This window comes from Roseivirga sp. YIW32, from assembly GCF_057219245.1.
The window spans coordinates 1,230,166-1,254,670 of the sequence record NZ_JBXVVG010000002.1; the positions used below are offsets into that span (position 1 = coordinate 1,230,166).

The 24,505-nt window shown below is 43.6% G+C and carries 23 protein-coding genes; 11 read left to right on the top strand and 12 right to left on the bottom strand.

Features of this window, described 5'->3' with window-relative positions; genetic code table 11:
• Position 1 precedes the first annotated feature (1 nt).
• Together AC2D6U_RS14300 and queA are read right to left on the bottom strand one after the other, a co-directional pair.
• A complete protein-coding gene (locus AC2D6U_RS14300; RefSeq protein ID WP_484721669.1) occupies positions 2-1,009 on the bottom strand; it encodes a beta-ketoacyl-ACP synthase III in 1,008 nt (335 codons plus the stop codon).
• Positions 1,010-1,131: 122 nt separating this feature from the next.
• Positions 1,132-2,178 (bottom strand): tRNA preQ1(34) S-adenosylmethionine ribosyltransferase-isomerase QueA, encoded by a 1,047-nt coding sequence (queA, locus tag AC2D6U_RS14305; protein ID WP_484721670.1) that lies wholly within the window; start codon positions 2,176-2,178, stop codon positions 1,132-1,134.
• 249 nt (positions 2,179-2,427) lie between these two features.
• Here queA and AC2D6U_RS14310 point away from each other — a divergent pair, with 249 nt between their 5' ends.
• Positions 2,428-3,684, top strand: a complete 1,257-nt coding sequence (locus tag AC2D6U_RS14310; RefSeq protein ID WP_484721671.1) for an ABC transporter permease — start codon at positions 2,428-2,430, stop codon at positions 3,682-3,684.
• A 74-nt stretch (positions 3,685-3,758) separates the two neighbouring features.
• On the opposite strand, the gene recA is transcribed toward AC2D6U_RS14310, so the two are convergent.
• Positions 3,759-4,781, bottom strand: a complete 1,023-nt coding sequence (gene recA / locus AC2D6U_RS14315) for a recombinase RecA (protein ID WP_484721672.1) — start codon at positions 4,779-4,781, stop codon at positions 3,759-3,761.
• Positions 4,782-4,869: 88 nt separating this feature from the next.
• On the opposite strand from recA, the gene AC2D6U_RS14320 reads away from it, so the two are divergent.
• The 9 genes from AC2D6U_RS14320 to tsf all read left to right on the top strand — a co-directional run bounded on the left by AC2D6U_RS14320 (position 4,870) and on the right by tsf (position 12,094).
• Positions 4,870-5,910 carry an aminopeptidase gene (locus AC2D6U_RS14320; protein ID WP_484721673.1) on the top strand — a complete coding sequence of 347 codons (1,041 nt, stop codon included), beginning with the start codon at positions 4,870-4,872 and terminating at the stop codon, positions 5,908-5,910.
• Between the two features lie 36 nt (positions 5,911-5,946).
• Entirely contained in the window at positions 5,947-6,798 is an 852-nt protein-coding gene (locus tag AC2D6U_RS14325; protein ID WP_484721674.1) for a DUF3108 domain-containing protein, read from the top strand.
• 55 nt (positions 6,799-6,853) lie between these two features.
• Positions 6,854-7,540 carry a response regulator gene (locus AC2D6U_RS14330; RefSeq protein ID WP_484721675.1) on the top strand — a complete coding sequence of 229 codons (687 nt, stop codon included), beginning with the start codon at positions 6,854-6,856 and terminating at the stop codon, positions 7,538-7,540.
• The gene (locus AC2D6U_RS14335; RefSeq protein ID WP_484721676.1) at positions 7,541-8,659 is read left to right on the top strand and encodes a sensor histidine kinase; all 1,119 of its coding nucleotides are present in this window, start codon (positions 7,541-7,543) and stop codon (positions 8,657-8,659) included.
• A gap of 1 nt (position 8,660) precedes the next feature.
• Positions 8,661-9,365: an RluA family pseudouridine synthase gene (locus AC2D6U_RS14340; protein WP_484721677.1), complete on the top strand. Its 705-nt coding sequence runs from the start codon at positions 8,661-8,663 to the stop codon at positions 9,363-9,365.
• Positions 9,366-9,509: 144 nt separating this feature from the next.
• Positions 9,510-9,953 carry a 50S ribosomal protein L13 gene (gene rplM, locus AC2D6U_RS14345; RefSeq protein WP_484721678.1) on the top strand — a complete coding sequence of 148 codons (444 nt, stop codon included), beginning with the start codon at positions 9,510-9,512 and terminating at the stop codon, positions 9,951-9,953.
• 10 nt (positions 9,954-9,963) lie between these two features.
• Positions 9,964-10,350 carry a 30S ribosomal protein S9 gene (gene rpsI, locus AC2D6U_RS14350; protein ID WP_484721679.1) on the top strand — a complete coding sequence of 129 codons (387 nt, stop codon included), beginning with the start codon at positions 9,964-9,966 and terminating at the stop codon, positions 10,348-10,350.
• Positions 10,351-10,374: 24 nt separating this feature from the next.
• Positions 10,375-11,154, top strand: a complete 780-nt coding sequence (rpsB, locus tag AC2D6U_RS14355; protein WP_484721680.1) for a 30S ribosomal protein S2 — start codon at positions 10,375-10,377, stop codon at positions 11,152-11,154.
• A 109-nt stretch (positions 11,155-11,263) separates the two neighbouring features.
• Complete coding sequence (gene tsf, locus AC2D6U_RS14360; protein ID WP_484721681.1) at positions 11,264-12,094, top strand: translation elongation factor Ts; 831 nt, start codon at positions 11,264-11,266, stop codon at positions 12,092-12,094.
• Between the two features lie 60 nt (positions 12,095-12,154).
• Here the strand turns inward: tsf and AC2D6U_RS14365 are convergent, their stop codons facing one another.
• Together AC2D6U_RS14365 and AC2D6U_RS14370 are read right to left on the bottom strand one after the other, a co-directional pair.
• The gene (locus AC2D6U_RS14365; protein WP_484721682.1) at positions 12,155-13,129 is read right to left on the bottom strand and encodes an MBL fold metallo-hydrolase; all 975 of its coding nucleotides are present in this window, start codon (positions 13,127-13,129) and stop codon (positions 12,155-12,157) included.
• A gap of 2 nt (positions 13,130-13,131) precedes the next feature.
• The gene (locus tag AC2D6U_RS14370; RefSeq protein WP_484721683.1) at positions 13,132-13,305 is read right to left on the bottom strand and encodes a hypothetical protein; all 174 of its coding nucleotides are present in this window, start codon (positions 13,303-13,305) and stop codon (positions 13,132-13,134) included.
• 365 nt (positions 13,306-13,670) lie between these two features.
• Between AC2D6U_RS14370 and AC2D6U_RS14375 the strand changes: the two genes are divergently transcribed.
• Entirely contained in the window at positions 13,671-14,129 is a 459-nt protein-coding gene (locus AC2D6U_RS14375; RefSeq protein WP_484721684.1) for a hypothetical protein, read from the top strand.
• Here the strand turns inward: AC2D6U_RS14375 and AC2D6U_RS14380 are convergent.
• From AC2D6U_RS14380 to AC2D6U_RS14410, 7 genes are all read right to left on the bottom strand, one after another.
• Complete coding sequence (locus tag AC2D6U_RS14380; RefSeq protein ID WP_484721685.1) at positions 14,126-15,061, bottom strand: carbon-nitrogen hydrolase family protein; 936 nt, start codon at positions 15,059-15,061, stop codon at positions 14,126-14,128. The genes AC2D6U_RS14375 and AC2D6U_RS14380 overlap by 4 nt on opposite strands.
• On the bottom strand, positions 15,058-15,795 hold the full coding sequence (locus AC2D6U_RS14385) for a DUF6503 family protein (RefSeq protein WP_484721686.1): 738 nt from the start codon (positions 15,793-15,795) through the stop codon (positions 15,058-15,060). The genes AC2D6U_RS14380 and AC2D6U_RS14385 overlap by 4 nt, the downstream gene beginning before the upstream one ends.
• Positions 15,796-16,110: 315 nt before the next feature.
• Positions 16,111-17,319 (bottom strand): sialidase family protein, encoded by a 1,209-nt coding sequence (locus AC2D6U_RS14390; RefSeq protein ID WP_484721687.1) that lies wholly within the window; start codon positions 17,317-17,319, stop codon positions 16,111-16,113.
• Complete coding sequence (locus AC2D6U_RS14395; RefSeq protein ID WP_484721688.1) at positions 17,316-17,759, bottom strand: DUF3347 domain-containing protein; 444 nt, start codon at positions 17,757-17,759, stop codon at positions 17,316-17,318. The genes AC2D6U_RS14390 and AC2D6U_RS14395 overlap by 4 nt, the downstream gene beginning before the upstream one ends.
• A 1-nt stretch (position 17,760) precedes the next feature.
• Positions 17,761-19,509 carry an efflux RND transporter periplasmic adaptor subunit gene (locus AC2D6U_RS14400; RefSeq protein WP_484721689.1) on the bottom strand — a complete coding sequence of 583 codons (1,749 nt, stop codon included), beginning with the start codon at positions 19,507-19,509 and terminating at the stop codon, positions 17,761-17,763.
• A complete protein-coding gene (locus AC2D6U_RS14405) occupies positions 19,502-20,758 on the bottom strand; it encodes a TolC family protein (RefSeq protein ID WP_484721690.1) in 1,257 nt (418 codons plus the stop codon). Before AC2D6U_RS14405 ends, AC2D6U_RS14400 begins: the two co-directional genes overlap by 8 nt.
• Positions 20,755-24,486: an efflux RND transporter permease subunit gene (locus tag AC2D6U_RS14410; RefSeq protein ID WP_484721691.1), complete on the bottom strand. Its 3,732-nt coding sequence runs from the start codon at positions 24,484-24,486 to the stop codon at positions 20,755-20,757. Before AC2D6U_RS14410 ends, AC2D6U_RS14405 begins: the two co-directional genes overlap by 4 nt.
• Positions 24,487-24,505: the final 19 nt, after the last annotated feature.

A 24,505-nucleotide genomic window follows, 5' to 3' on the forward strand; every position in this document is an offset into this window, starting at 1 on the left:
ATTAACATTGATAAAGTGCGGTTCCCCATGTCCAGCCTGCACCTACTGCAGCAAAAAGAAGCAGGTCGCCGGCTTTTGTTTCATTTGCCCTCATCGTTTCATCTAAAACGATGGGAATGGTTCCACCGGAAGTATTGGCGTATCGGTCCATATTGGTTTTTACCTTTTCGAAAGGTAACCCAACTCTTTTGGCGATCTCTTCCAGTATACGGATACTCGGTTGATGAGGCAACATCCATTTGATCTGCTCGATGCTGATCTTGTTTTTTGTAAGAATCTCATCGATTGATTTGGGTACTACCTCGATAGCGGTGTTGAATACCTCGGGTCCGTTCATTTGGAAGAAATGCTCATTGTTGGCTGTGCTTTCTGCTGAGGCAGGTTTTTCAGAACCACCGGCAGGAATGGTGAAATGTTCTTTTCCTCGACCGTCTGTATGCAATAAGAAATCTAGGAAACCTTTATTTTCTTCTGTAGCCCCTAAAAGAATGGCACCAGCACCATCACCAAAGAAAACGGAGTCTCTTCTGGTCCAATCGGTTATGTTGGAGAACGTATCGGCACCTATGACCAGCACATGCTCATACATACCTGATCGAATATATTGTGTGGCCGTACTGGTGGCAAACAGGGCACCCGAGCAAACGGCTGAAATATCAAAGGCTACAGCATTGGTAGCCCCCATTTTCTCTTGCACGAAGCAAGCGCAAGAGGGCGCTTGCCTGTCAGCTGTTGCCGTGGCTAAAATGATGAGGTCGATATCGGTCACCTCAATTCCTGCTGCTTCCACTGCTCTTAAACCCGCTTCGGTAGCCAGGTCGCTGGTGGTTTCTCCTTGTGAAATTCTTCGTTCCTTGATTCCAAGGTTTTTGAAGATCCAGGCATCGTTCGAGCCCACAGCTTCAAAAAAACTATTCTTCACTACATGCGCTGGAGCATAGGAGCCTGTTCCTTTTATGTAAGCATTCGCCATAATTCCATAGTATCTTCTTTCAAAGACAATGAACATTTATGTATTAAGGATGTGAAAACCTAAAATTCAAAACAATCGTTTGCATAATAATGTCAAAACAAAATAAAAAAGCCCTCTCGCAAGAGAAGGCTTTTTTCTAATGACTGCTGGCTATCGGATCAGATGATCAACATCGCATCTCCGTAGCTGAAAAATCTATAGCCTTCCTTGATGGCTTCTTGGTAGGCCTTCATGACATGGTCATAACCTCCAAAAGCAGCTGCTTGCATCAATAAAGTGGATTCCGGTAAATGGAAATTGGTCACTAAGGCTGAGCAGATTTTGAATTCGTAAGGAGGGAAGATGAATTTATCCGTCCAGGCTTCGTTCGCTTTCAATCTTCCGCTTGCTGAAACGGACGATTCAAGTGCCCGCATGGAAGTGGTGCCAACTGAGATCACTCTTTTCTTTTCGTCTAGGGCTCTATTGACCAACTTTGCCGTGTCTTCTCCGATGATGTAATTCTCGGAGTCCATTTTATGCTTGGTCAGGTCTTCAACATCTACATTACGGAAGGTACCTAAGCCGATGTGCAGCGTTATCGGAGTTACATCGACGCCTAGAATTTCAAGTCGTTTGAGGACTTGCATAGTGAAGTGCAATCCGGCTACTGGCGCCGCGACGGCACCCACATTTTTAGCGTAGATGGTTTGGAAACGTTCTCTGTCCTCTGGTTCTGTTTCTCTCGGGATTGTTCGCGGTAGGGGAGTTTCTCCTAATTGGTCGATCGTTTTGTAGAATTCCTCATCCGTCCCGTCGTACAAGAAACGAATGGTTCTTCCTCTTGATGTTGTATTATCGATCACCTCGGCAACTAGTTCGCCTTCACCGAAATAAAGTTTATTTCCAACTCTGATCTTTCGTGCCGGGTCTACCAAGACATCCCAAAGGTGCATTTCAGGATTTAACTCGCGTAGTAGGAAGACTTCTATCTGGGCACCTGTTTTTTCCTTTTGACCATAAAGTCGGGCTGGAAAAACTTTGGTGTCATTATTGACCATCACATCACCTTCGTCAAAGTAGTCCACGATGTCTTTGAATACTTTGTGCTCAATTTCACCCGTATCTTTTCTTAATACCAAAAGTCTTGATTCGTCTCTTGTTTCGGTGGGATACTTGGCAATTCTATCCTCTGGAAGGTCAAATTTGAATGCAGATAATTTCATATATTTTTATTCTTCAGGCCTTTGCTGTTAAATAGCTGGCAAAGATAGGGATAATTGCAAAAGCGTCATACAGAATGCTGGCTAATTCTGCCGTTCGCCCATGCCTGAGCGTTGGGTAGATTCCATTCAACTGTTTGAACGGCCATTCAGCTAGGGAAACGATTTTTTTAACCAAAACTCATTGGTCGCCGTTTACATTTTTTGATTCTTTACGTTCCAATAGAAGGTCAATCTTAGAATGTAAGTCACATGAAGCTCGCTATCTTTTTAAAGCTATTCGCTGAAAGTATCCGTTTCGCGGTTCAAGTATTGACCACTAATCTCTTACGGACGACACTTTCTTTGCTCGGAGTGACCATTGGGATCATGCTAATCATCAGTGTTTTTACCATTGTCGATTCCTTGGAAAAGAACATCAAAGATAGTCTCGATTTTCTAGGCTCTAATGTCGTTACCGTCGATAAATTCCCTTTTGAGTTCGATGATCCCAATTTCCCTTGGTGGAAGTATTTCCGCCGCCCAAATAACAGCTATGCAGAGTATGAGTTCTTATCAGCGAATCTTAGAAATGCTTCTTCCATTACCATTGTTGGTAAGGCCAACACAACGGTGAAGTTTAAAAATAGTAGCTTGAATTCAACCGATCTTTGGGGAATTTCCTATCAATACAAAGATGTCTACGAAGTGGAGATTGAGAACGGGAGGTACTTTACCCAACAAGAAATAGAAGGTGGGCGCTCTGTCGTGATCATCGGAGATGAAGTAGCCAAATCCCTCTTTCCTTATGAGTCGGCCATTGGCAAAGACATCAAAGTCAAAGGCTATAAACTTCGTGTGATCGGTATTATGAAGAGAGAAGGGGAGAGCTTTATTGGCACCCCGAGTAATGATGACCGCATGTACATTCCGTATAAAATGTTTACGAAAATGTATTATATCGGCCTCCGGTTTGGAATTAACCCTTCTCTAGCCGTTAAAGGAAGAGAGGACGATATTGGGCTTGTCGAACTCCAATACGAAATGGAAGGCTTACTACGTAAATCGCGTGGCTTGAGGCCAAAAGAAGAGTCCAATTTTGCTTTGAACCGACCAGAGGCCATTGCGGATGCTTTGGGTGGTATTTTCGACATATTGGGTACTGCAGGATGGGTGATCGGTGGCTTTGCCATATTGGTTGGCGGTTTTGGAATCATGAATATCATGTTCGTTTCGGTGCAGGAACGGACCAAACTGATCGGTATCCAAAAGTCCTTGGGGGCGAAGAATTATTTTATTCTCTTCCAATTCTTGTTTGAATCCATTTTCCTCTGCCTGATCGGGGGAGTCTTTGGTGTGCTCATCGTCTTCCTGCTGACCTTCATAGATTTCGGAACACTGGAGGTGGCGCTGAGTGGTAAGAACATCATCCTTGCCGTGGTGGTATCTTCTGTCATCGGTATTGTGTCTGGGATCATCCCTTCGGCAAAAGCTGCCCGATTGGACCCAGTGGAGGCGATGCGGGCCTAATAGACAGGTTGGCTTAAATTTTACGATATAAAAAAAGCCCTCATTTGAGGGCTTTTTCTTTGGCGGCTTTTCGCCTATTTTTCTTCAGGTGCTTCTTCCAATTCACCATTCACAAAAGCTTTAATTTTCTTTTCCAGCTCCTCTGCCAACTCCGGATTGTCTTCGATCAGGCTTTTCACAGCGTCTCTACCTTGTCCAAGCTTTTCTCCATTATAGGAGAACCAGGAACCGGCTTTTTTGACAATGTTGTATTCCACACCAAGGTCCAGGATCTCACCTGATTTGGAGATGCCTTGTCCATACATGATGTCAAATTCAACCACTTTAAATGGTGGTGCCACTTTGTTTTTGACCACCTTCACACGTGTACGGTTTCCTAAAATGTTATCGGCGGACTCTTTGATCTGCCCAATTCGTCTGATGTCCAAACGAACGGAAGCGTAGAATTTGAGCGCATTACCACCCGTAGTCGTTTCCGGGTTACCGAACATGACGCCGATCTTCTCTCTCAATTGATTAATGAAGATACACGTACAGCCCGTTTTGTTGATCGCGCCGGTGAGCTTTCTAAGCGCTTGCGACATCAACCTTGCTTGAAGACCCATTTTGCTATCTCCCATCTCACCTTCGAGTTCACCTTTAGGAACCAATGCGGCAACTGAGTCAATCACAATGATGTCGATCGCGCCAGAACGGATCAAGTGCTCCGCGATTTCCAGGGCTTGTTCGCCATTGTCAGGCTGCGAGATCAATAAGTTTTCTGTATCAATACCGAGTTTCTCGGCGTATGATTTGTCAAAAGCATGCTCAGCATCAATAAATGCTGCCAAACCTCCTGCTTTTTGTGCTTCTGCAATGCAATGCATGGTCAGCGTTGTTTTACCTGAAGATTCAGGTCCGTAGATCTCAACAACACGGCCGCGAGGTACGCCACCGATGCCCAAGGCAATGTCTAGTCCTAAAGAGCCTGTTGAAATGGAGGGTAAGTCGACAACTTTTTCATCACTTAACTTCATCACAGCGCCTTTACCATAGGCTTTTTCTAATTTGTCAATGGTTAGTTGTAGCGCTTTTAATTTTTCCGTATTGTCACTCATAAGTTTGGGAGATTTGAATCGATAATAGTGTGAAGATAGTTCAAAGCTGAGCAATTCTCAAAATTGATTTTTTCCTAAATTACCCAAAATGAAGCGCAAAAAAATTCTTCTTCGTCTTCTCGTCTTGTCTATTCTTTTCCTAGGTGTCTTGCTTTTTAGCTATCGTGACTTGGTGAACTATGGCTGGATGCAATTGAAAGGACAATTGGCTGTGGTGAGAGAAGCCATTCCGCTCGAAGAGTTCATGGCGCTAGAAACAACTACAGCTGAACAAAAAGAACGTATTCAGCTAATTTTGGAAGCGAAGGCCTTTGCTTTTGATGAACTCGGAATCAATTACTCCGAGAATTACTCCACCATTTTCGACCAGCAGGGCAAAGCCTCGATGTACGTGGTTACTGCCTGTGCTCCCTTTGCTTTTGAACCGAAGATGTGGTCTTTTCCAATCGTTGGTCGCTTTCCTTATAAGGGCTTTTTTGATCGAGAGAAAGCCATAGAAGAATTGGAGAGGATCCAACAGGAAGAGCAGCTGGATGTGGGGGTACGCACAGCAGGAGGTTGGTCTACGCTTGGTTGGTTTATAGACCCGGTTTTATCCAATATGCTCAATCGAACGGAGGGTGATTTGGCAGCGCTGATCATTCATGAATTGACACACGGGACCTTGTTTGTGAAAGACTCGGTCACCTTCAATGAGAATTTGGCCAATTTCATTGGTGATGAAGGTGCTGAATTATTCTTGGCCAAGAAGTACGGATATGCTTCCGAAGAACTGCAAGACTATAAAAATCAACGGTTCGACGAGCAGAAATTCAGAACCTATCTGTTAGCCGCCGCTCAAGGCTTAGATTCCTTGTATAAGTCGATGACGACTGCGCCGGACTCTTTAAAGTATAACTTGAAGGCAGAGCGAATTGCGAAGATCAAATCTAACTATGACACCCTCAATTTTCGTTCGGAACGTTATATTGGATATTTCGACGATTACACCCCCAATAATACGTTCTTCATGTCCATGCTTCGTTACAATAGTCAGCAAGAGGAATTGAAGCGAATACTGGCGGAGGATTTTGAGGGAGACTTGAAGGCCTATTTGAGGTATTTAAAAGAAAAATACCCGTCGCTTTAAAAAAACTTGGTACAACATTTGAAAGACTAGGCACAAATGAGGCTGAGATTAATTTTCCTAGGGCTCCTGTATGCCTCTATATCGTTCGGGCAAAAGGACGACAAAGCTGAATTGGATACCAGCTTGTATCATATTGCCAACGACTATCCAATTGTGGAGGCTCCTCCATTCATGCCAGGCGAATCGCTTGACTTTAAGGCTCGAATTGGTTGGGTAAAAGCTGCAGAAGCCAACTTTGGTGTAAGCGAACTGATCTACCAGACGAATGATCGACCTACCTGGAAAGTGGATATCAATGCCAGGACGGTAGGTATTTTTGATCTTGTTTCCTCTGTCAGAGACAATTGGGGCACCTTTATCGATACCACGAACTACGAAACACAGCAATTCTACCGCTACATTAAGGAGGGTCGCTTTACGCGTAATGAGATCGTTCATTTCGACCATGCGATCGATTCTGCTACGGTGGAAAAATTGCACAAAGAAACACGCGTGTTGGAACGAACTGTAGACTTTAGGGTATCCAAGAATGTACAAGATATGGTCAGCAGTTTTTATTACCTGAGAGCCCTTGACTGGTCCAATTTTAAGATTGGCGATATCATTACCATCAATGTCTTTTTTGACGATAAATTGGAGCCCCAGCGCGTGAAAATTGTTGATAGGGAGGTGATCAAAACCGACCTGGGCGAAATCAAAGCGGTGGTTCTTGTTCCCATCAGGGAAAAAGACAGTTTGTTTGTGGAGGAAAATACAGTGAAGGTGTGGCTATCAGATGATCAGAATAGGATTCCCTTAAAGGTAAAAGCCAAAATTTATGTTGGCTATCTCACGGTTGATATCATGAGGGCAAAGAATCTCAGACATCCTTTGGCGCTTGTAGAGTAAACATTAATTTTATAGGGCAAACAGAAGTTCAACACTTCTTGATAACAATTGATCCATGGGAAATAAACAAAACCCTAAGGTTTTGGTGGTTGATGACGATCCGGATATCTTGGAGTTACTCAAATACAACCTTAAGAAGGAAGGCTACGACGTAGAAACGGCTGATAATGGGATAAAAGGAGTAAGCCTTGCTAAAAAAATTATTCCAGATCTTATCCTGTTGGACATCATGATGCCACAGCAGGATGGTGTTGAAACGTGTCGTCAGATCAGGGAATCACCTGAACTCGCCGATGCACACATTACCTTTTTAACGGCTAGGGCAGAAGAATACTCTGAAGTGGCTGCTTTTGAAGCTGGGGCAGATGATTACATCACCAAGCCGATCAAGCCAAGGGCCTTAATGAGCAGGATCAGTGCCTTGTTCCGAAAAGAGAGTAAGTCTAAATCTAAACCGCAAGTGGTAGCCGGTGACCTTACGATCGACCGGTCGAGTTACACGGTAACGGCGAAGGACAAACAATTTACGCTTCCAAAGAAGGAATTCGAATTGCTCTATTTCTTGGCACAGAATCCGAATAAGGTGTTCGGAAGGGACGAGCTACTCCAGAATATTTGGGGGACTGACGTCTATGTTTTGGCGCGTACGGTCGACGTACACATTCGGAAAGTCCGTGAAAAGATCGGGGATGGCTACATTTCTACCGTCAAGGGCGTAGGATATAAGTTTGAACTGAATTAGATGTTATACAATTCAAGAGTAGTGGCATTGGTACTGGCTGGTTTAGTAGCCGTCGTGACCACTGCGTTCTTGTCTCTTGTTCCTGAAACGACTGCTTTGGCGCTGACGGTCGCCGGCTTACTTTCCTTTTCTGCCACCTATTTGCTCGTCTATGTCGTCTTCGAATTTTTAGTTTTCAAAGAAATAGGTGAGATCTACAAAGTATTGAATAAAATGAGAAAGAAGGATTTCTCTTTTATAGAAGCAGAACAGAGTGGAAATGCGAATAACCCATTGAAGCGCATCAATAAGGAGATCTTTACTTATGGGATCAATCGGCACAAAGAGATCGAGGACTTAAAGCGACTTGAAGCCTTTCGAAGGGAGTTCTTAGCCGACGTCAGTCATGAATTGAAAACACCGGTTTTCTCAGCACAAGGATTCGTTCACACCTTATTAGATGGTGCCGTGGATGACAAAAAGATCAGAAAGAAGTTTTTGAAACGCGCTGCGAAGAGCTTGGATAACCTGGATTCCTTGATTCAAGATTTATTGACCTTATCACAGATCGAGACAGGTGAGATCAAGATGCATTTTGAGCACTTTAATCTTGTCAATACGGTCATCGAGATCATCGATCAAATGGAAGATAAAGCCGAGAAGCGTGGTCTAACCATTCGTCTGGATCGCGATTATAAAGACCCCTTATTCGTGTATGCAGATTCTAAACGTATTTATCGCGTCATTATCAATCTGGTATCTAACGCCATTAAGTACACGGATAAAGGTGAAGTGGTCATAGGCATGACACAGACCAATGAAAAAGTTGAAGTAGCGATAAAAGATACCGGTGTTGGGATTCCACCAGAGCATTTAAAAAGAGTATTTGAGCGATTCTTCCGAGTGGATAAATCTCGTTCAAAGGACTTGGGAGGCACTGGTTTGGGGCTTGCCATTGTCAAGCATATTTTAGAGGCACACGATTCGAAAGTGAGTGTTACCAGTGTTGTCGGCAAAGGCTCTACATTCAGTTTCAAATTGCCAAAAGGACAAACTACGGCCGAAATGGAAGAAGAAGCAAAGAAGGAAATGGAGCTTCTTCTGAAAGAAGAGTCCGAAGTTGAAGAAATCGAATCCTGATATGCCGAAGCTCAATTTTGCTGAAATGATCCTCCATGAGGACGACGATTACCTGGTGATCAATAAGCCTCCTTTGGTGGCTTCTTTAGAAGACAGGGGTAGCCAAGTCAATATTCATAAGTTGGCGCAGGCGCATGATCCAAACCTGATGTTATGTCATCGACTGGATAAGGAAACCAGCGGGTGTTTGTTGTTGGCGAAAAATGAGGAGGCTTATCGCTTTGCTTCTATCCAATTTGAGCACCGGAAGGTGAACAAGATCTATCATGCCGTGGTCAGCGGTTTGCATGAGTGGAGGGAGAAAGATGTCGACTTGCCTCTTCTGATTCAATCGAATAAGGTGGTTGTTTCGCCAAAAGGAAAGGCTTCTAAAACAACCTTTACTACACTCGAATTATTCAATAAGCACAGCTTGATTCAATGTCAACCGGAATCTGGCAGAATGCATCAGATCCGTGTTCATTTGGCGCAGCTAGAAGCGTCTATCGTTGGGGATGCACTTTATGGTGGACAGGATCTCTATCTTTCGAGCCTTAAGCGAAATTTTAAGTTAGGAAAAGACCGAACGGAACAGCCCTTGATCCAACGTTTTGCTCTGCATGCATACCGTTTGAGTTTGCCCACTTCCACGGGGCATTTAACCGTTGAGGCGCCTTATCCAAAAGACATGCGCGTCTTGTTGAAACAATTGAAGCAAAATCGTTGAATGGAGCGAGTGGACTAACTTCCTGATTTTCTCCCAATTATTTATTAGGCGATGTTGGATTATAAAAACCAAACATCTATCTTTGTGTCCCTTTTTCAGGGGAAGGTCTGTTTAAAGTATTGAAATTCAATTAAATATAATAAAGTGGATACACTAAGTTATAAGACGAAATCGGCAAACAAGATGACTGTAAATAAGCAGTGGGTCGTTGTTGATGCTGAGTCGAAAACATTGGGAAGATTAGCTAGTGAAGTAGCTAAAGTAATCAGAGGCAAAAATAAGCCTGATTTCACCCCACACGTAGATTGCGGAGATAACGTGATCGTCATCAATGCCGATAAGGTAAGATTGACAGGGAAAAAGTGGACCGATAGAGTATATTTATCGTACACCGGTTACCCAGGTGGTCAGAAGGCTACTACTCCAAGACAATTAAAGGAGAAGTCATCTACGCTATTGGTAGAAAGAGCTGTAAGAGGCATGTTGCCAAAGAACAGACTGGGAAGACAGTTATTCAATAACTTATTCGTTTATGAAGGTGCTGAGCATCCGCACGAAGCGCAACAACCGAAAACATTAGAATTTTAAGATTTCTTAGATGGAAGTAATTAATACAATCGGAAGAAGAAAAACATCTGTTGCACGACTATACATGTCTGCTGGTAACGGAGAAGTGACCATCAATGGAAGAGCGATCGCTGACTACTTCCCGTCAGATGTTCTTCAGATCATCGTTGAACAGCCTTTAGTGAAAGTAGACGCCGCTGACAAATTCGACATGAAAGTGAATGTTGATGGAGGTGGGTTGAAAGGACAAGCAGAAGCGATCAGATTGGCTATTTCAAGAGCACTTTGCGAGGTTGATCCCGAGCATCGTTCTCCTTTGAAGGCTGAAGGTTTCTTGACTCGTGACCCTAGAATGGTGGAACGTAAGAAGCCAGGAAGAAGAAAAGCGAGAAGATCGTTCCAGTTCTCAAAACGTTAATCGAATTCATATTCATTTATATACATGTCAAAACTAGAATACAAAGACTTACTTGATGCTGGTGTTCATTTCGGGCACTTAACGAGAAAGTGGGATCCACGCATGGCACCGTACATCTTCATGGAGAAGAACGGAATCCACGTGATCGATCTTAACAAAACCATTAACGGCCTCGAAGAAGCGTCAAATGCCGTTAAGAATGTTGTTCGCTCTGGGCGAAAGGTAATGTTTGTGGCTACGAAGAAACAGGCGAGAGCGATTGTTTCTGAAGAAGCTACCCGATTGAACATGCCTTTTGTAACGGAAAGATGGTTGGGTGGTATGCTCACCAACTTTGCGACCATCAGAAAATCGTTGAAAAAACTCGCTGGCATCGACAAGATGATGAAAGAAGAAGCTTTCAAAGCCTTGGCCAAAAGAGAACGATTGATGAAAACACGTGAAAAAGCAAAATTGGAGAAATTGTTAGGCGGTATTGCTGACTTGACGAGACTCCCTGCTGCTTTATTCGTAGTGGATGTCAAGAGAGAGCACATTGCAATTGCAGAAGCGAAGAAATTGAACATTCCTGTGTTCGCGCTTTGTGATACCAATTCAGACCCTACCAGCGTTGATTTCCCAATTCCAGGTAATGATGATGCCTTCAAGTCAATTGAAGTGATCACAAAAGCGTTTGGAAAAGCGATAGAAGAGGGATTGTCTGAAAGAAAGAAAGACAAAGAAGAGAGAGAAAGAGAAAAAGCTGAGCAAGAGAAGATCGCTGCTGATAAAGCAGAGACAAAAGCCGAAGCAAAAGCTGAATAATTTCGAATAATTCATAGTTGATAAAATCATAACAAAAGGTTGAACATTGAATCTATTCGATGTTCAATTTTTGTTTAACCCAATCTGAACAAGATAAAATCTTAATAAAATGGCGATTACTGCACAAGAAGTAAACAAACTAAGACAGATGACTGGTGCCGGCATGATGGATTGCAAAAAGGCATTGGTAGAAGCAGATGGTGACTTTGATAAAGCCATCGAAATTCTTCGTAAGAAAGGTCAAAAACTCTCTGAAAAGAGAGCAGATAGAGAAACCACAGAGGGTAGCGTTTTCGCTAGAATAAGCGAAGATGGTACTAAGGGCATTATGGTTGCCTTTACTTGTGAAACTGACTTTGTTGCAAAGAATGATGACTTCCAAGCCTTGGGCAATGAGATTGCTGATGCGGCGATGGCCAATAATGCAGCTGACCTAGAGGCCTTGAAAGCGCTAAGTCTTGGTGAACTAACCGTTCAGGACAAAGTAACTGAGTTGTTGGGCAAGATCGGTGAGAAATTAGAAGTTACCGTTTATGAGCACCTAACTGGTGAACAGGTCGCTACTTATATTCACTCTAATGGCAAGTTGGGCGTATTGGTTGCCTTGGCTGGAACCAACGGTGGAGACTATGCTGACGCAGGTAAAGATGTCGGTATGCAAGTAGCTGCTATGAACCCTGTTGCCTTGGATAAAGACGGCGTTGATGCGGTTACGATTGAGAAAGAGATCGAAATTGGAAAAGAGCAAGCACGTCAAGAAGGTAAGCCTGAGGCTATCTTGGAGAAGATCGCGCAAGGTAAATTGCAGAAGTTCTTTAAGGAGAACACCTTATTGAGTCAGTCGTTTGTAAAGGAACCAAAGCAAACAGTAGCAGAATACGTTGACTCTGTCAACAAAGGTATGACTGTTTCTGCTTTCAAAAGAGTAGCGATCGGTTAACACTTAACTGTTTCGATATATTATGACCCTGTAGTTTTATACTACAGGGTTTTTTTATGCCTAGAATTCTAGGATCTGTCCTTGTTTGGCCACTTTGAATCCTGCTTCTTGGACCAATCTAGTCTCAGCCGATTCACTCATGAGTAGTGGATTGGTATGGTTGAAATGAATGAAATGCACCTTGGCCTTGTCCTCTGGAGATAAATTGGCAAATAACGTCATGCTCTCCTCAACAAAAGGGTGAGGAATTTCGCTCATGTCTCTACCGGGTATTTCTCCATTTGAATAGAAGGTGGCATCGAGTAAAGCAATGTCTACCTTTTTGATCCAGTCTAGAATGGACTCATTCCATTTTTCCCATTTGTCAATGTCAGGGATAAATAAGAGCTTTTTATCAAGGACATGAATGACAAAACCAACGGTCTCGGAGAATTCATCTCTATGTGGCACTTGAATGGGCATCACTGAGATCCTTTCATTGAGTTGTGCCGGTGCTTTGTTTGCCAATGGCTTGAGGTCGATATTCTTTAGACTTACTAGCTGACTCCAAGGGCCATTGTTAGTCAGAAAGTAGCGCATGCCTGGCATGGCATAAACAGGTATATTTTGAGCACCCATGACTTCTCTACCAAGGTGCATCAAGCCGGTGTAATGACCGATGTGCGCATGGGTAAGGAAAATGCCATCGTACGGGTAATGAGTTGTCTTAGAAATTTCATCCATCAGGTTGAGCTGACGGTTGAAATGAGGGGTGGCCTCAAATAGCCAGCGCTGATTGGAGACGGGGTCAATAATCCCTAAAGAGGTAGCCAAACCTAGTGTTCTTTCTCCTGACTTGAGTTGCTTCCATTCTTGGCTCTGACCAGCTTGAGGGTAACCTGCGTCTTGAGCTACACCGAGAATCATGAGAAAAGGTCGATTTGTCGGGATTTTAGCCTGGTCATTTTCTTTTGGACTACAGCCAAAGAGCAAGCATAAAAAAAGAGCTCCGAAGAGCTCAGTAGTTAAGGTTGAAAATGGTTTTTTTAATTTCATAATTAGCTACCGCATCCCACGCAGTCAAATGAAGAATCCATGGGTTTAACGCCATTCAATTTCATTTTCAGGTTGTGGATCTGGTCTTTAATGTCCATATCGGTAAACATGTCACCGGTTAGCTGGGATTCAAGCGTATTGATCTCTTTTTCGAGTTGTTCTTTCGTTAGTTCCATGAGCTTGTTATTTGGGTGTAAGGTCTTTCAATATAAAGGAAAGCCATAAAAATTCAAATTTGGTTCCCTAACTTCATTTGGAAATGCCGCTGTTGGTGTTGTCACCAACAGCCGAAGTGTAGTTAATTCTTTTTGGTGATGACACCAACAAGGGCGAGGAACCAATTATTGCGAAAAAATAAATACTATTGTATCAGCCAACTGATTTTTACGACATGAAGAATATACTTTTTCTGGCATTGACTTTTGTGATCTTTCAACTCAATGCACAATCTGATAAAGCAATCCTAGACTAACTCTACAACAAACTCAGCAGTCTTGATAATTACAAAGTAGACATTACCTATACTTTTGACAATGCGGCAATGGGCTTTTCCAATACACAAGAAGGTCAGCTAGTGGTTCAAGGAGACAAGTATCGACTTAATTACGAGAATGAAAAACTTTGGGTAAGTGATGGCAAAACGGAATACATTGGTACCAAAGAAGAAGATCATTCGCAGATCCTATATTTCTGCGCGGGTCAAAATGAAGAAGCTATGCTGGATTTTACCCAATTTTTGACCTTTTATGGGAAGGACCACAAACTTGTAGGAAAGCAGGGAAACACATTTCAGCTTGAATCTACGGGAGAGACCATTTATGTGGAGGCCTTTATTGAAACTGACGGTAAGTCCATTTCACAGATCAAATTGGTTGATGATATGAATGGTACCTATACTTTTAAGCTAGCAGGCTTTTCTACCAATACCTCTGGTACCGATTTCACAATTAACGAGAATGACTACCGTGAGAAAATTGACGAAAGAAGAGGTTGTAATTAGCCTCTCTTTTGATTGACCTTGAGGTCAAAAACATCGTTGCGCTGATAATGACCTGTAACATCTAATGCCATGCGCTCCTCATAGCAACGCTGTATATCCACTTCCACAACGAATACACCTTCTTGATCCCAGATGGGTTCCAGCACATATTGGCCATCAGGTCCAACCACGCAGCTACCACCATTCAGTAGCATATGGTTAGGTTTATCCTTTAGGTCAGAAGGAACCTCAAACTCCTTCGGGATATCACTGATACGCATGATCTGGCCAACGCCCACAGCATAACAACGACCTTCAAAGGCATAGGACCGAGTCGCGATCTGCAACATTTCATGTACCTTAGGCCATACGGCTACATGAATGTGCTCTCCGGAATTGTGCATGGCCTGCCGGGTTAAAGGCATCCAGTGTTCCCAGCAGATCAAGCCTCCAACTCTACCAAAGTCTGTGTCGACAGCTTGGAGTCCCATTCCATCACCCTGTCCATAAAGCAGACGCTCTGTATGAGTTGGCATCAATTTTCGATGATGATTTATGATCTCACCAGCCTTATTCCATGTGATCAGGCTATTGTAAATAGTGCCATTACCAGGGCCTAATGAAACCTTTTCATTGATCCCCATAACGACCGTAAGGCCAAAGGCTTTGATCCATTCACTGATCTGCTTTACTTCATTTCCTTGAATGTCCAGACTGTTTTGATAGGTTCTTGCAAAAACCTCTTTTGTAGGTTTATAATCCCATTTGGCATATTCATTACAGTAATCTATCCAAGCAGGATAACCTGTGAACCAAGTTTCTCCGAAGCAAACAAGGTCAGCTTCTTGGTCAGCTGCTTCTTTCAGAAGCCCATGAAGCTTCACCATTGATGCTTCGATGTCTAGATATGCAGGTGCAGACTGGACTACTGCGATCTTAACTTTGCTCATCATTCGATCTTAACGTCTTCGTTAATAATTCTCGACAGCTCAACTAATTCACCTTTATTAAAGGCTTCTCTTATGCTTTTAATAGTTACTTGATCATCTGCAGGTTTTAAATTGATATAATCTTGGATGAGCATTCCACTTACTCTTCTTGGATTGATGGCTTCTCTCATCCTTAATCCCCCGCCATCAGTATAATAGAGATATGCCATATAATCCATACTGTAATCCTCAGCATCAAACCAATAAAGGAATACATCTTCAAAGTGATCACCACCACCTTCTTGAGCAAAAGTCACTCTTACTTCATGAAATTTCCTGCCTTTGATCTCTACCTCTCCATTGTAGGTTTTCCGGACGGCATCATCATTCAAACCAAATGGCAATCTGAAAAAATAGATCACTGAATTCACTGATCGGCTAAATGCACCATTCCGCTCTTCCGATAATTCCACAATTTGTCCATCAATGGATCTTTCAAGACCATTATTATTCAAGACGTCAACAATTGTGGCATCCGTACTGTCTGTTTGTGTTCGAGTATATTCATACATACCATCATGAAGACTGTATGTATATTCCATATCACGGAAGGTGAGACTGAAGTCTGCATCATAGAGTTTTTCCATACCGTGAAATGAGATTGCACTATCAACTACGCTCTGAGCAGTTGGTACTGATGGATTGGTTGTGCAAGCTAAAATCGAAAGGGTGAGGAGTAATGATATGGTCTTCTTCATAATTAAAATCAACACCTAATGTATTAAATAGTTCCATTTATACATGGTACTGAAATGGTGCTTAAAAGATAGGGCATAAAAAAACCTCCCCGATGAACGAGGAGGCCAATAAACACACACAATACCAGAGGATTGGAACCTCCAGATTATCTTTAAAACGAATGCAATCGTTTTTTAGTTCTTTCTTATACTAAGAAATATGGATTTATTTAAAGCGCAAAGACAAATCTGAAAATTATTTTGAATACATGGAGATAGTCATATTTAAAGCAGAAATATTTTAATCAAAAATGCTTCATTCCGTTAGCGAGGAGACTAAAATGAGAAGCTTGCGGTCTGTACTCTTGGTTGTTTTTCGTACTCCGTCCAGGCTACTATAATCCTACTGTCCTGAGTAGTGACCTGAGGAAACCCGCTGGCTCTTTCCATACTCGTTTCGGCTAGTTTTACTCTTTCTTGAATTGTCCCATCTTCATTGATGATTGCGATGAAGATGTTCGCATGGCTGGCTGTCCTCTCCATCCAGGTAACCACGAAGCGCCCATTGGGGTACGGACTTATACCTACTCTGCCCAGGGTATTGCCTTCAGACAAGGTCTTTGGAGGAAGGAAAGAATTGCCCAAGTCCTCACTGATTGCCAACTGCACCTTAGGCGTATTTCCGGAGGCAGTGTACCAGACAACGGCTAGTTTTTCTTCGGAAATGGCCAGATCAGGTCCGTTCACCGGGCATCCGGCTATTTCCCAGAAATCATTGGCGACTGGAATAGGCTTTGACCATTCGTTCCCATTGTATTTGGTCAGAAAAATATCTCTGATCTCTTGCGTCGATCGATCTCGATACACAACGATAGGTCCTTCATCTGACATGACAGCTGATGTCTGGCAGCAATCACAGGTCATGTCATCCAATTCCCATGCAGAGATGGTTTGACCTTTAGGATCAAATATGCCTGCCCTTAACGTCATGGCTCCTGAATGCTGCATTTCTGAGCCTTCATGCTGAGCTGTTTTGGTATTTCGTCCATCTAGCCAAGTGGCAAAAATATGATCATCTTTCATCGGGAGCATACTTACAAAACCGTGCTCGGCTTGAATTCCATCTTGATGAGGCGTAAAGGCGGGAGACCAGCCTTCCCCTTGCACTGAAGTGGAGATCTTGATGTCATAGTCATAAGTGCCTTGGGCACTTTTTTGTAACCAGTGCGCCGCCATACTATTCTCGCCAACTATCATGGATGGGAAATCCGCCCAATTCACAAACCAATTGTCGCCCTTGCTGATTTGAGTGGCTTTCGACCATTCCTGTCCGATCAATTGACTGTAGTACAATTGACTTTCTTCCTCAGTCGTTTCAACCCAGGAGAGGTAGATATCACCCGCCTCACTGGTGAAAAGGTTGGGCAACTGACTATTTTTCTCAGCTGGTGTTGTGAGAAAATTGATTTCAACTTCTTCTTTTCTTGAATCGCATGAAAAAATGCAGCTCATGACCAAGGCGCAAAAAAGGAATTCCTTTTTCATTGCGCAGCTATGGTTTCTTCAACGCTACCACAGGTGAGCATCAGATTTCCAAAATAGGGATTCATGACCTGTTTCTCTGCACTGAGCCAATAGGCACCCCTTGATTGAAAAGCCATGGGGCAATATTGCTTATAGAGCGTAATATTGCTTCCCTTCTCTTCAACCATGGTCAGCATTAATTTCGATAATTCCAGAAAAGCTTCTCTTTGTATCCTGACATCCGAACTCGATGACATCTGACGGACGTAAGGAGCCAGTTCTTCATTATCGACTTGTTGCAAAAAGTCTTTGGCCAGTGCCTGGGCTTTGGTGCCATCGGTGGCTACCAAGGCATCTTTTACGGCCAGATAATAAGAGAGTACCGGGTCGCTCGAACTTTTCTTTTCCTTACATGCCGATAAGCATAGTAAAAGGGTCAATAGATAAAGGGTATTTTTCATGTTAATCATTAGTTATGGTTTCTTCCGTGTAACCGCAGGTTAGCATTAAATCGCCAAAATACGGGTTTATGATGTTTTCTGTCAAGCTTATCCAATCTGCTCCTTGGTCATTATTTGCCATCGGGCAATGCTGGATGTAAATCGGCTGTTCGCTCTCGGTACCAAATGATTTTATGGCATTGATGAGCACCTTGCTCAAATTGATAAATTCTAATCGCTGGTTTTCACTAGTCTTCGCCGATTCAATGTTGATCAAACTGGATTGCATTGTTTTTTGCAGTGACGACCAGTGCGTAAGCGCATTTCCTTCCAAAAGGCTGCCGTCAATCGCATTCAACTTGGTTGTGACTTGTTGCGCCTCTTTTGCGATAGGGTTGGTTAAGCCATTGACCATGGCATCTTTTAGTTTTATGTAGGCCAAGGTGAAGGTCATGAGTTGTTCTTGGAAAGCAGAGGGCGTTTGTTTGCCCATGGCTAGCGGAGCGACAAGGTTCACTTCTGTAAACGAAACCCCTTTGACAGGTGTCGCATTGACTGTTTGCATCATGCTCATTTTCCCCTGCAATTGGGCTTCGGCGTCTAAGGTGAATGTACCATTTGTCACCACTTCTTCTCCAGGCTCGAGCCCAGAAACAACCTCATAATCTTCACCGATGGTTGAACCCTGTTCAATTGTTCTCAATTCAAAGATGAACGCGTCAGGTTGCTTCACATAGACAATAGATCGCTTGCCCGTCCACAAAACAGCTGAGCGTGGAATGGTCAATACCTCCTTTGATTCCGCTTTCTTTTTTATTTCGCCATCAATAAACATGTCCACTTTTAAGCTACCGTCAGTATTGCCTACGTCAGCGCGAACTTCGATGACCCGCGAACTTGGCTCTACGCGTGGTGAGATAAAAGAAATGCGTCCTGTGTAGCTAGAAGTTGTGCTTTGCGTTTGAAATTCAATGACATCGTTCAAATTCAACTGAGCGATATCCTTCTCATAGACTTCAAAAACAGCCCATAGTTGTTTGTTGTTGCTGATCTCAAGTAGCGGATCACCTTCCATCAGGTGGTCGCCGTTATTCACGAACTTCTGTGAAACCACACCATCATATTGAGCCAAAAGAGGGAATTCTCGAAGCACTTCATCTTTTTGTATGATCCGGTCTATCTGTTGGTCTGTTAATTTCCATGACCTGAGTTTTTTCCTAGCGGATGCCAGTAGGAGTGGGTTATTCTTGGCGACCTTTTTTGCCTCGAGTAATTCTTCTTGAGCCGCAACTAATTCGGGAGAGTAGATATGCGCGATGACTTCCCCCTTCTTTACTTGTTCGCCTTCAAAGTTTTTAAATAGCTTTTCTATTCTTCCTCCAAAATGGGTGGTCTGTGAATGAACACTTCGGCCATCATATTTTAACTTCCCGTTTAAGCGGATGCTCGAAGCTTTTGGGTTCAAGCCTACACGGGTGGTTTGTATATTGGCAAGTGCCATCGACTCTTCTGTGACGACAAGCGCATTCGGATTTGAACTCCTATTTTCTTCCACAGGAATCAGCGCCATACCGCAAAAAGGACAGTCTCCCGGCTCACTCTGACGAACTTGTGGATGCATTGAGCAAGTCCAACTGCTGTTTTCGCCTGTATGGTCATGGGTTTCAAGTCCCTGGCTTTCAATAGTAGACGTTCCTCCAAAGAAGAATGCCCCGACACTCATGCCGACCAATAAGGTAACTGCGATGGTGAGTATATAAGACTTATTCATTTTCATAACTAATAAGGTTTAGGAGTTGATCACCTGCAATAAATTCTTTCTTTATCAAGGCCTTGTATTGCGTGATTTTCACTTTTTCTAGCGCAAACTTCAACATGATCAACTGTTTTTCTGTGGACAGCACATCTTCGAAATTCGTACTTCTATTGGTGTATTCTCCAATGAGAATATTGAGCATCAATTCTTTCTGTTCTATCTCTCGTTCATATTGCGCTTTCAAGAGTTCGGCTTGTTCCAATTGAAATTCAGCCTGCGTCCATTCGTTTTCGAGCCGATTGAGCTCCGCTTCTAGTTCGTATGTGGCACTAGCCTTGATGTGATTGGCCTCTTTGATCAATGCCTCATTTTTCTTCCCAAAAATTGGTAAGCTTAATGAGATCATGGGCATAAGAATATCGCGCCCATTGTCTGTTGGATTGATGTCGTTTCTTTTTCCTACAAAGGCATAATCTAGTCCTACGCCAATACTTGGTCTGTTCCGAATACTACTTAATTTGACCAGCTCTTCAGAAGCAGTGATCCTGGCTTGCTTCATTAAAATTGAAGGATTGTCCATGAGCAATGTATCGATGGCAATAGGGGTGTAGTCCTGGAGCCTTGGTAATTCCACTGATTCAATGGACATGGTCTTTGGTTGGTTAATGAGGGTATTCAATTGGCTCACTAAGCCTTTTTTTGTTGACCGAAGGACTGCTAGCTGGGTGTTCGCATCTTCAATGGAAAGTTGCACTCTGATCAGGTCTGTCAAAGAAACCAGGTTAGATTCGTACTTGGACCTGACCGTAGGCTCAAAGCTTTCCAATACCTCGATTTCTTCTTGTTTGAAAGCAAGCTCTTTTTGAACAAGGTAAAGGTCGGCGTGGGTGTTTTTAATCTGTAAAAAGAGCCGATTTCTTTCTTGCATGAATTGCTCGAAGAACACCTTCGCTTCTGCAGTTGCTACTTTTCCTTTTTGCTTGGAGGTACCCATCCACGGAAACATCTGGGCAATAGAGATTTTGAATTGTTGTGGTCCAACACGCGTCTCTACTGGCGAAATGAAATAACCAAAACTGAGGGTAGGATCAGGAAGTGCCTCTTTTTGGTCAACCCGCTCCAATGCAGCTAAATACTGCTCATATTGCGCCTTGAGCGCTGGATTATGCTGTGCCGCTTCAATCAGCAGGCTGTCTAGGCTTTGCCCCTTCGCATAGAGAAGTAAACAGAGAAAATGGATGATTAGAATGACTTTTCTTTTCATTTTTCGTCCCCTTTCGAAGATATTTTGAGTTGAAATTCTTGATAATAGGCGTACAATACCGGCACCACAAACAGTGTGATCAAGGCGATTGACATACCACCGAAGGATGGGATGGCCATGGGTATCATGACATCGGCACCACGGCCCGTGGATGTTAAAATGGGTAACAGTGCTAAAAGTGTCGTTGCTGTGGTCATCAGACATGGACGGACCCGTTTTGTTCCTCCTTCGATGATCTTTGCCATAATTTCTGTCTTGTTTTTGGCCTTCTGCTTAAATGATTGGTCCAAGTAGGTGGCCATTAACACACCGTCGTCAGTAGCAATACCAAAAAGCGCAATAAAACCAACCCATACTGCGACGCTCAGGTTGATTTGTTCTACTTGAAGAAGATCTCTCATGTTATATCCGAAGAGGTCAATGGCTAGAAATCCTTGTTGTCCATATAACCAGAGCATGATAAATCCTCCGGAAAATGCCACTGCAATGCCAGAAAAGATCATTAAGCTGATCGAAATCGACCTGAATTGTAGGTAAAGAATAACGAAGATGATGAAGAGTACGATTGGAATGAGCAAAGCCAAACGACCTTCCGCACGAAGTTGGTTTTGGTAATTGCCGGCAAACTCAAACGAGATACCGGTTGGGACTTGCAGGGTTCCGTTTTTAATTCGCTCATCCAGTTCTTGCTGTATGGTCTCGATCACGTCCGTTTCAGCATAGCCTTTTGCCTTATCAAAAATGACATAGCCGACTAAGAACGTGTCTTCACTTTTGATCAGTTGAGGGCCGCGTTCAAAGCGAATATCGGCAATGTTGGCCAATGGAATTCCTTCACCTGTACTTGTTGGGATCAGAATCTCTTGAAGCGATTCCGGGTCATCGCGTAGTTCGCGAGGATAGCGGACCCTGATGTTATACCGTTCTCTTCCTTCCACCGTAGTGCTTAGTACCATGCCTCCAATCGCTACTTGAATGTATTCTTGTACTTGTTCGATGCGTAGTCCATAGCGCGCGAGCTGTTGCCTGTTCAAGTCTATGATGAGGTACGGTTTGCCGACAATGCGCTCGGCGAAAACAGCCTCCTGCTTCACCGCGGGTATTTCTTTTAAGAACTCCTCCAGTTGTAAACCAAAGGATTCGATAGACTCCAAATCAGGGCCTTTGACCTTAATGCCCATAGGTGCTCGCATTCCTGTTTGGAGCATGACTAGCCGTGTTTCTATCGGTTGGAGCTTGGGTGCAGAGGTCACTCCGGGAAGCTTCGTGTTGTTGACAATCTCCTGCCAGATGTCATCCGGTGACGTGATCTCATCTCGCCATTGCCTAAAATAGCGGCCATTTTTGTCGGGTATCAGTTCCCCCTTATCGTCCCTTACATAGTCCCCGTCCTCGTATTCAAACTTCATTCGGCGCCCTTGAGGATCAGTTTTGTATTCACTTTTGTAATTGATGATGTTTTCATACATCGAGATCGGTGCAGGGTCTAATGCGCTTTCCACACGCCCCAGCTTACCGACTACCAGTTCCACTTCCGGAATGGAAGCCACGCCCATGTCGAGCAGGCTCAGCACTTCTCTATTTTGTTGAATACCAGCATGAGGCATGGAGGTTGGCATCAGTAAAAAAGCTCCTTCATCAAGAGCAGGCATAAATTCTTGCCCTATTCCTGGTAAATGATCTGATAGCTGCGCATAAAGTCGTGATTTCTTAAGTGGACTTGGCAAAAAGCCCAAGACAGAGTCGAAGCCTAGCCAGATGGTCGACCCAAATAATACCAGAAAGACAGGCAGAAGTAAAAATTTGATTCTGTTGTTAAGGCACCAGGAGAGGAGTTTTGGATAATAAGCGATGAAAATGTTGAAAGCACCTAGGACTATTCCTAGGATAGAAGCAACGAATAAAAAGTTAAGTAAACTACTTCCGGAGGTACCAAGTGGCAACCATTTTTCTGAAAGTAAAAAGGCCGCACCCATTAGGGTGATGATGAGTCCAGCATGTTTTAAGGGTCCCGCCAATGAACTCACGTATTCCCTGATGAATGCGATAAGGCCCAAGGCGATGAGCAATGTTGCAGCAAGCGTGTAGCCCTGCCATGCGATCCAAGCTCCAAAGAGTATGACACCCGAGTTGATGGCTATTTTGCCCCAGGCACGCTTCGTTTTAAAACCAAAGAACCAGTAAGCTAGGGTTGGTAGGATGAAAAGTGCGATAAAAATAGCGGCAACTAGAGCGAAAGTTTTGGTGAAGGCCAAAGGCCTGAATAGTTTACCTTCTGCTGCTTCCAAGGCAAAGACAGGAATAAAACTCACGATGGTGGTGAGTACAGCGGTAATGATCGCCGGTGCGACTTCTTGTGTGGCATGAAGAATGATCTGCTGAAGCGGACCTGTTTTCTCCTTTACATGTCGAGAGATATTTTCTGTGAGCACTATACCCATATCGACCATCGTGCCAATGGCAATGGCTATTCCTGAAAGGGCAACAATATTTGCATCTACTCCGAAATAGCGCATGGCTATAAAGCAGGCCAAGACGGCCACAGGCAGAATGGACGAAATGATCAAGGAAGCTCTGATGTTTAGAAGCATGACCAATACGACGACTATCGTGATGATCACTTCCAGGCTAAGGGCCTCCTCCAGGGTACCAATGGTCTCGTTGATCAATTGGGTGCGATCGTAGAATGGCACAATAGTGAGTTGAGAAACCCTTCCATCGGCTAGTGTTTTTCTTGGAAGACCTGTTTGAATGTTTTCTATCTTTCCTTTTACTGCCTCAATTACCGCGAGTGGGTTCTCACCGTATCGAGCAACCACAACACCACCTACGGCTTCCGATCCGGCCTTGTCTAGGGCGCCTCGTCTTGCTGCCGGTCCAATTGATACTTTTGCAACTTGTTTTAGCAAAATGGGGGTATTGTTCGTTGTTCTGACAACGGCATTTTCTAAGTCTTCGAGTGATTTGACGTAACCCAAGCCCCTGACGAGGTACTCCGCCTTGTTGATTTCAATGGTTTTCGCCCCAACATCCAAATTGGTTTCTCGAACTGCACGGGCAATATCTGCAATGCTTAGATCATAACCCTCCATTGTCGAAGGGTCAATGTCCACTTGATACTCTTTAACGAATCCCCCGATGGAAGCCACTTCTGCAACTCCCTCAGCCGATGCCAAGGCATACTTGACCGTATAATCTTGAATGGAGCGTAATTCTTGAGGATCCCAACCGCCAGCAGGACTTCCATTCTCGTCCCTTCCTTCTAGGGTATACCAAAAAATTTGACCTAAGGCGGTGGCATCCGGTCCTAGGGTAGGTTGCACATTTTCAGGGAGGATGCCTTGGGGCAGGGCATTCAGTTTTTCTAATATGCGACTTCTGCTCCAATAGAATTCGATGTCTTCCTCAAAGATGATGTAAATTGAGTTTAGCCCGAAAATGGAGGAACTTCTGATTGTTTTAACCCCGGGCACCCCTAAAAGGGCCGTGGTCAGCGGGTAGGAGATCTGGTCTTCAATGTCTTGAGGAGACCTTCCCGGCCATTCGGTGAACACGATCTGCTGATTTTCACCAATGTCTGGAATGGCATCGACAGGCACCGGATCTTTTGGCAAGCCGGTTTGCCAATTGAAAGGAGCAGTTACCAATCCCCAGCCCACCAAACAGATGAGTAGAAGAAAGGTGATCAGACGGTTCTCTAAAAAGAATTTTATGAGTTGATTTATCATTTACCTGGTTTACAAACGA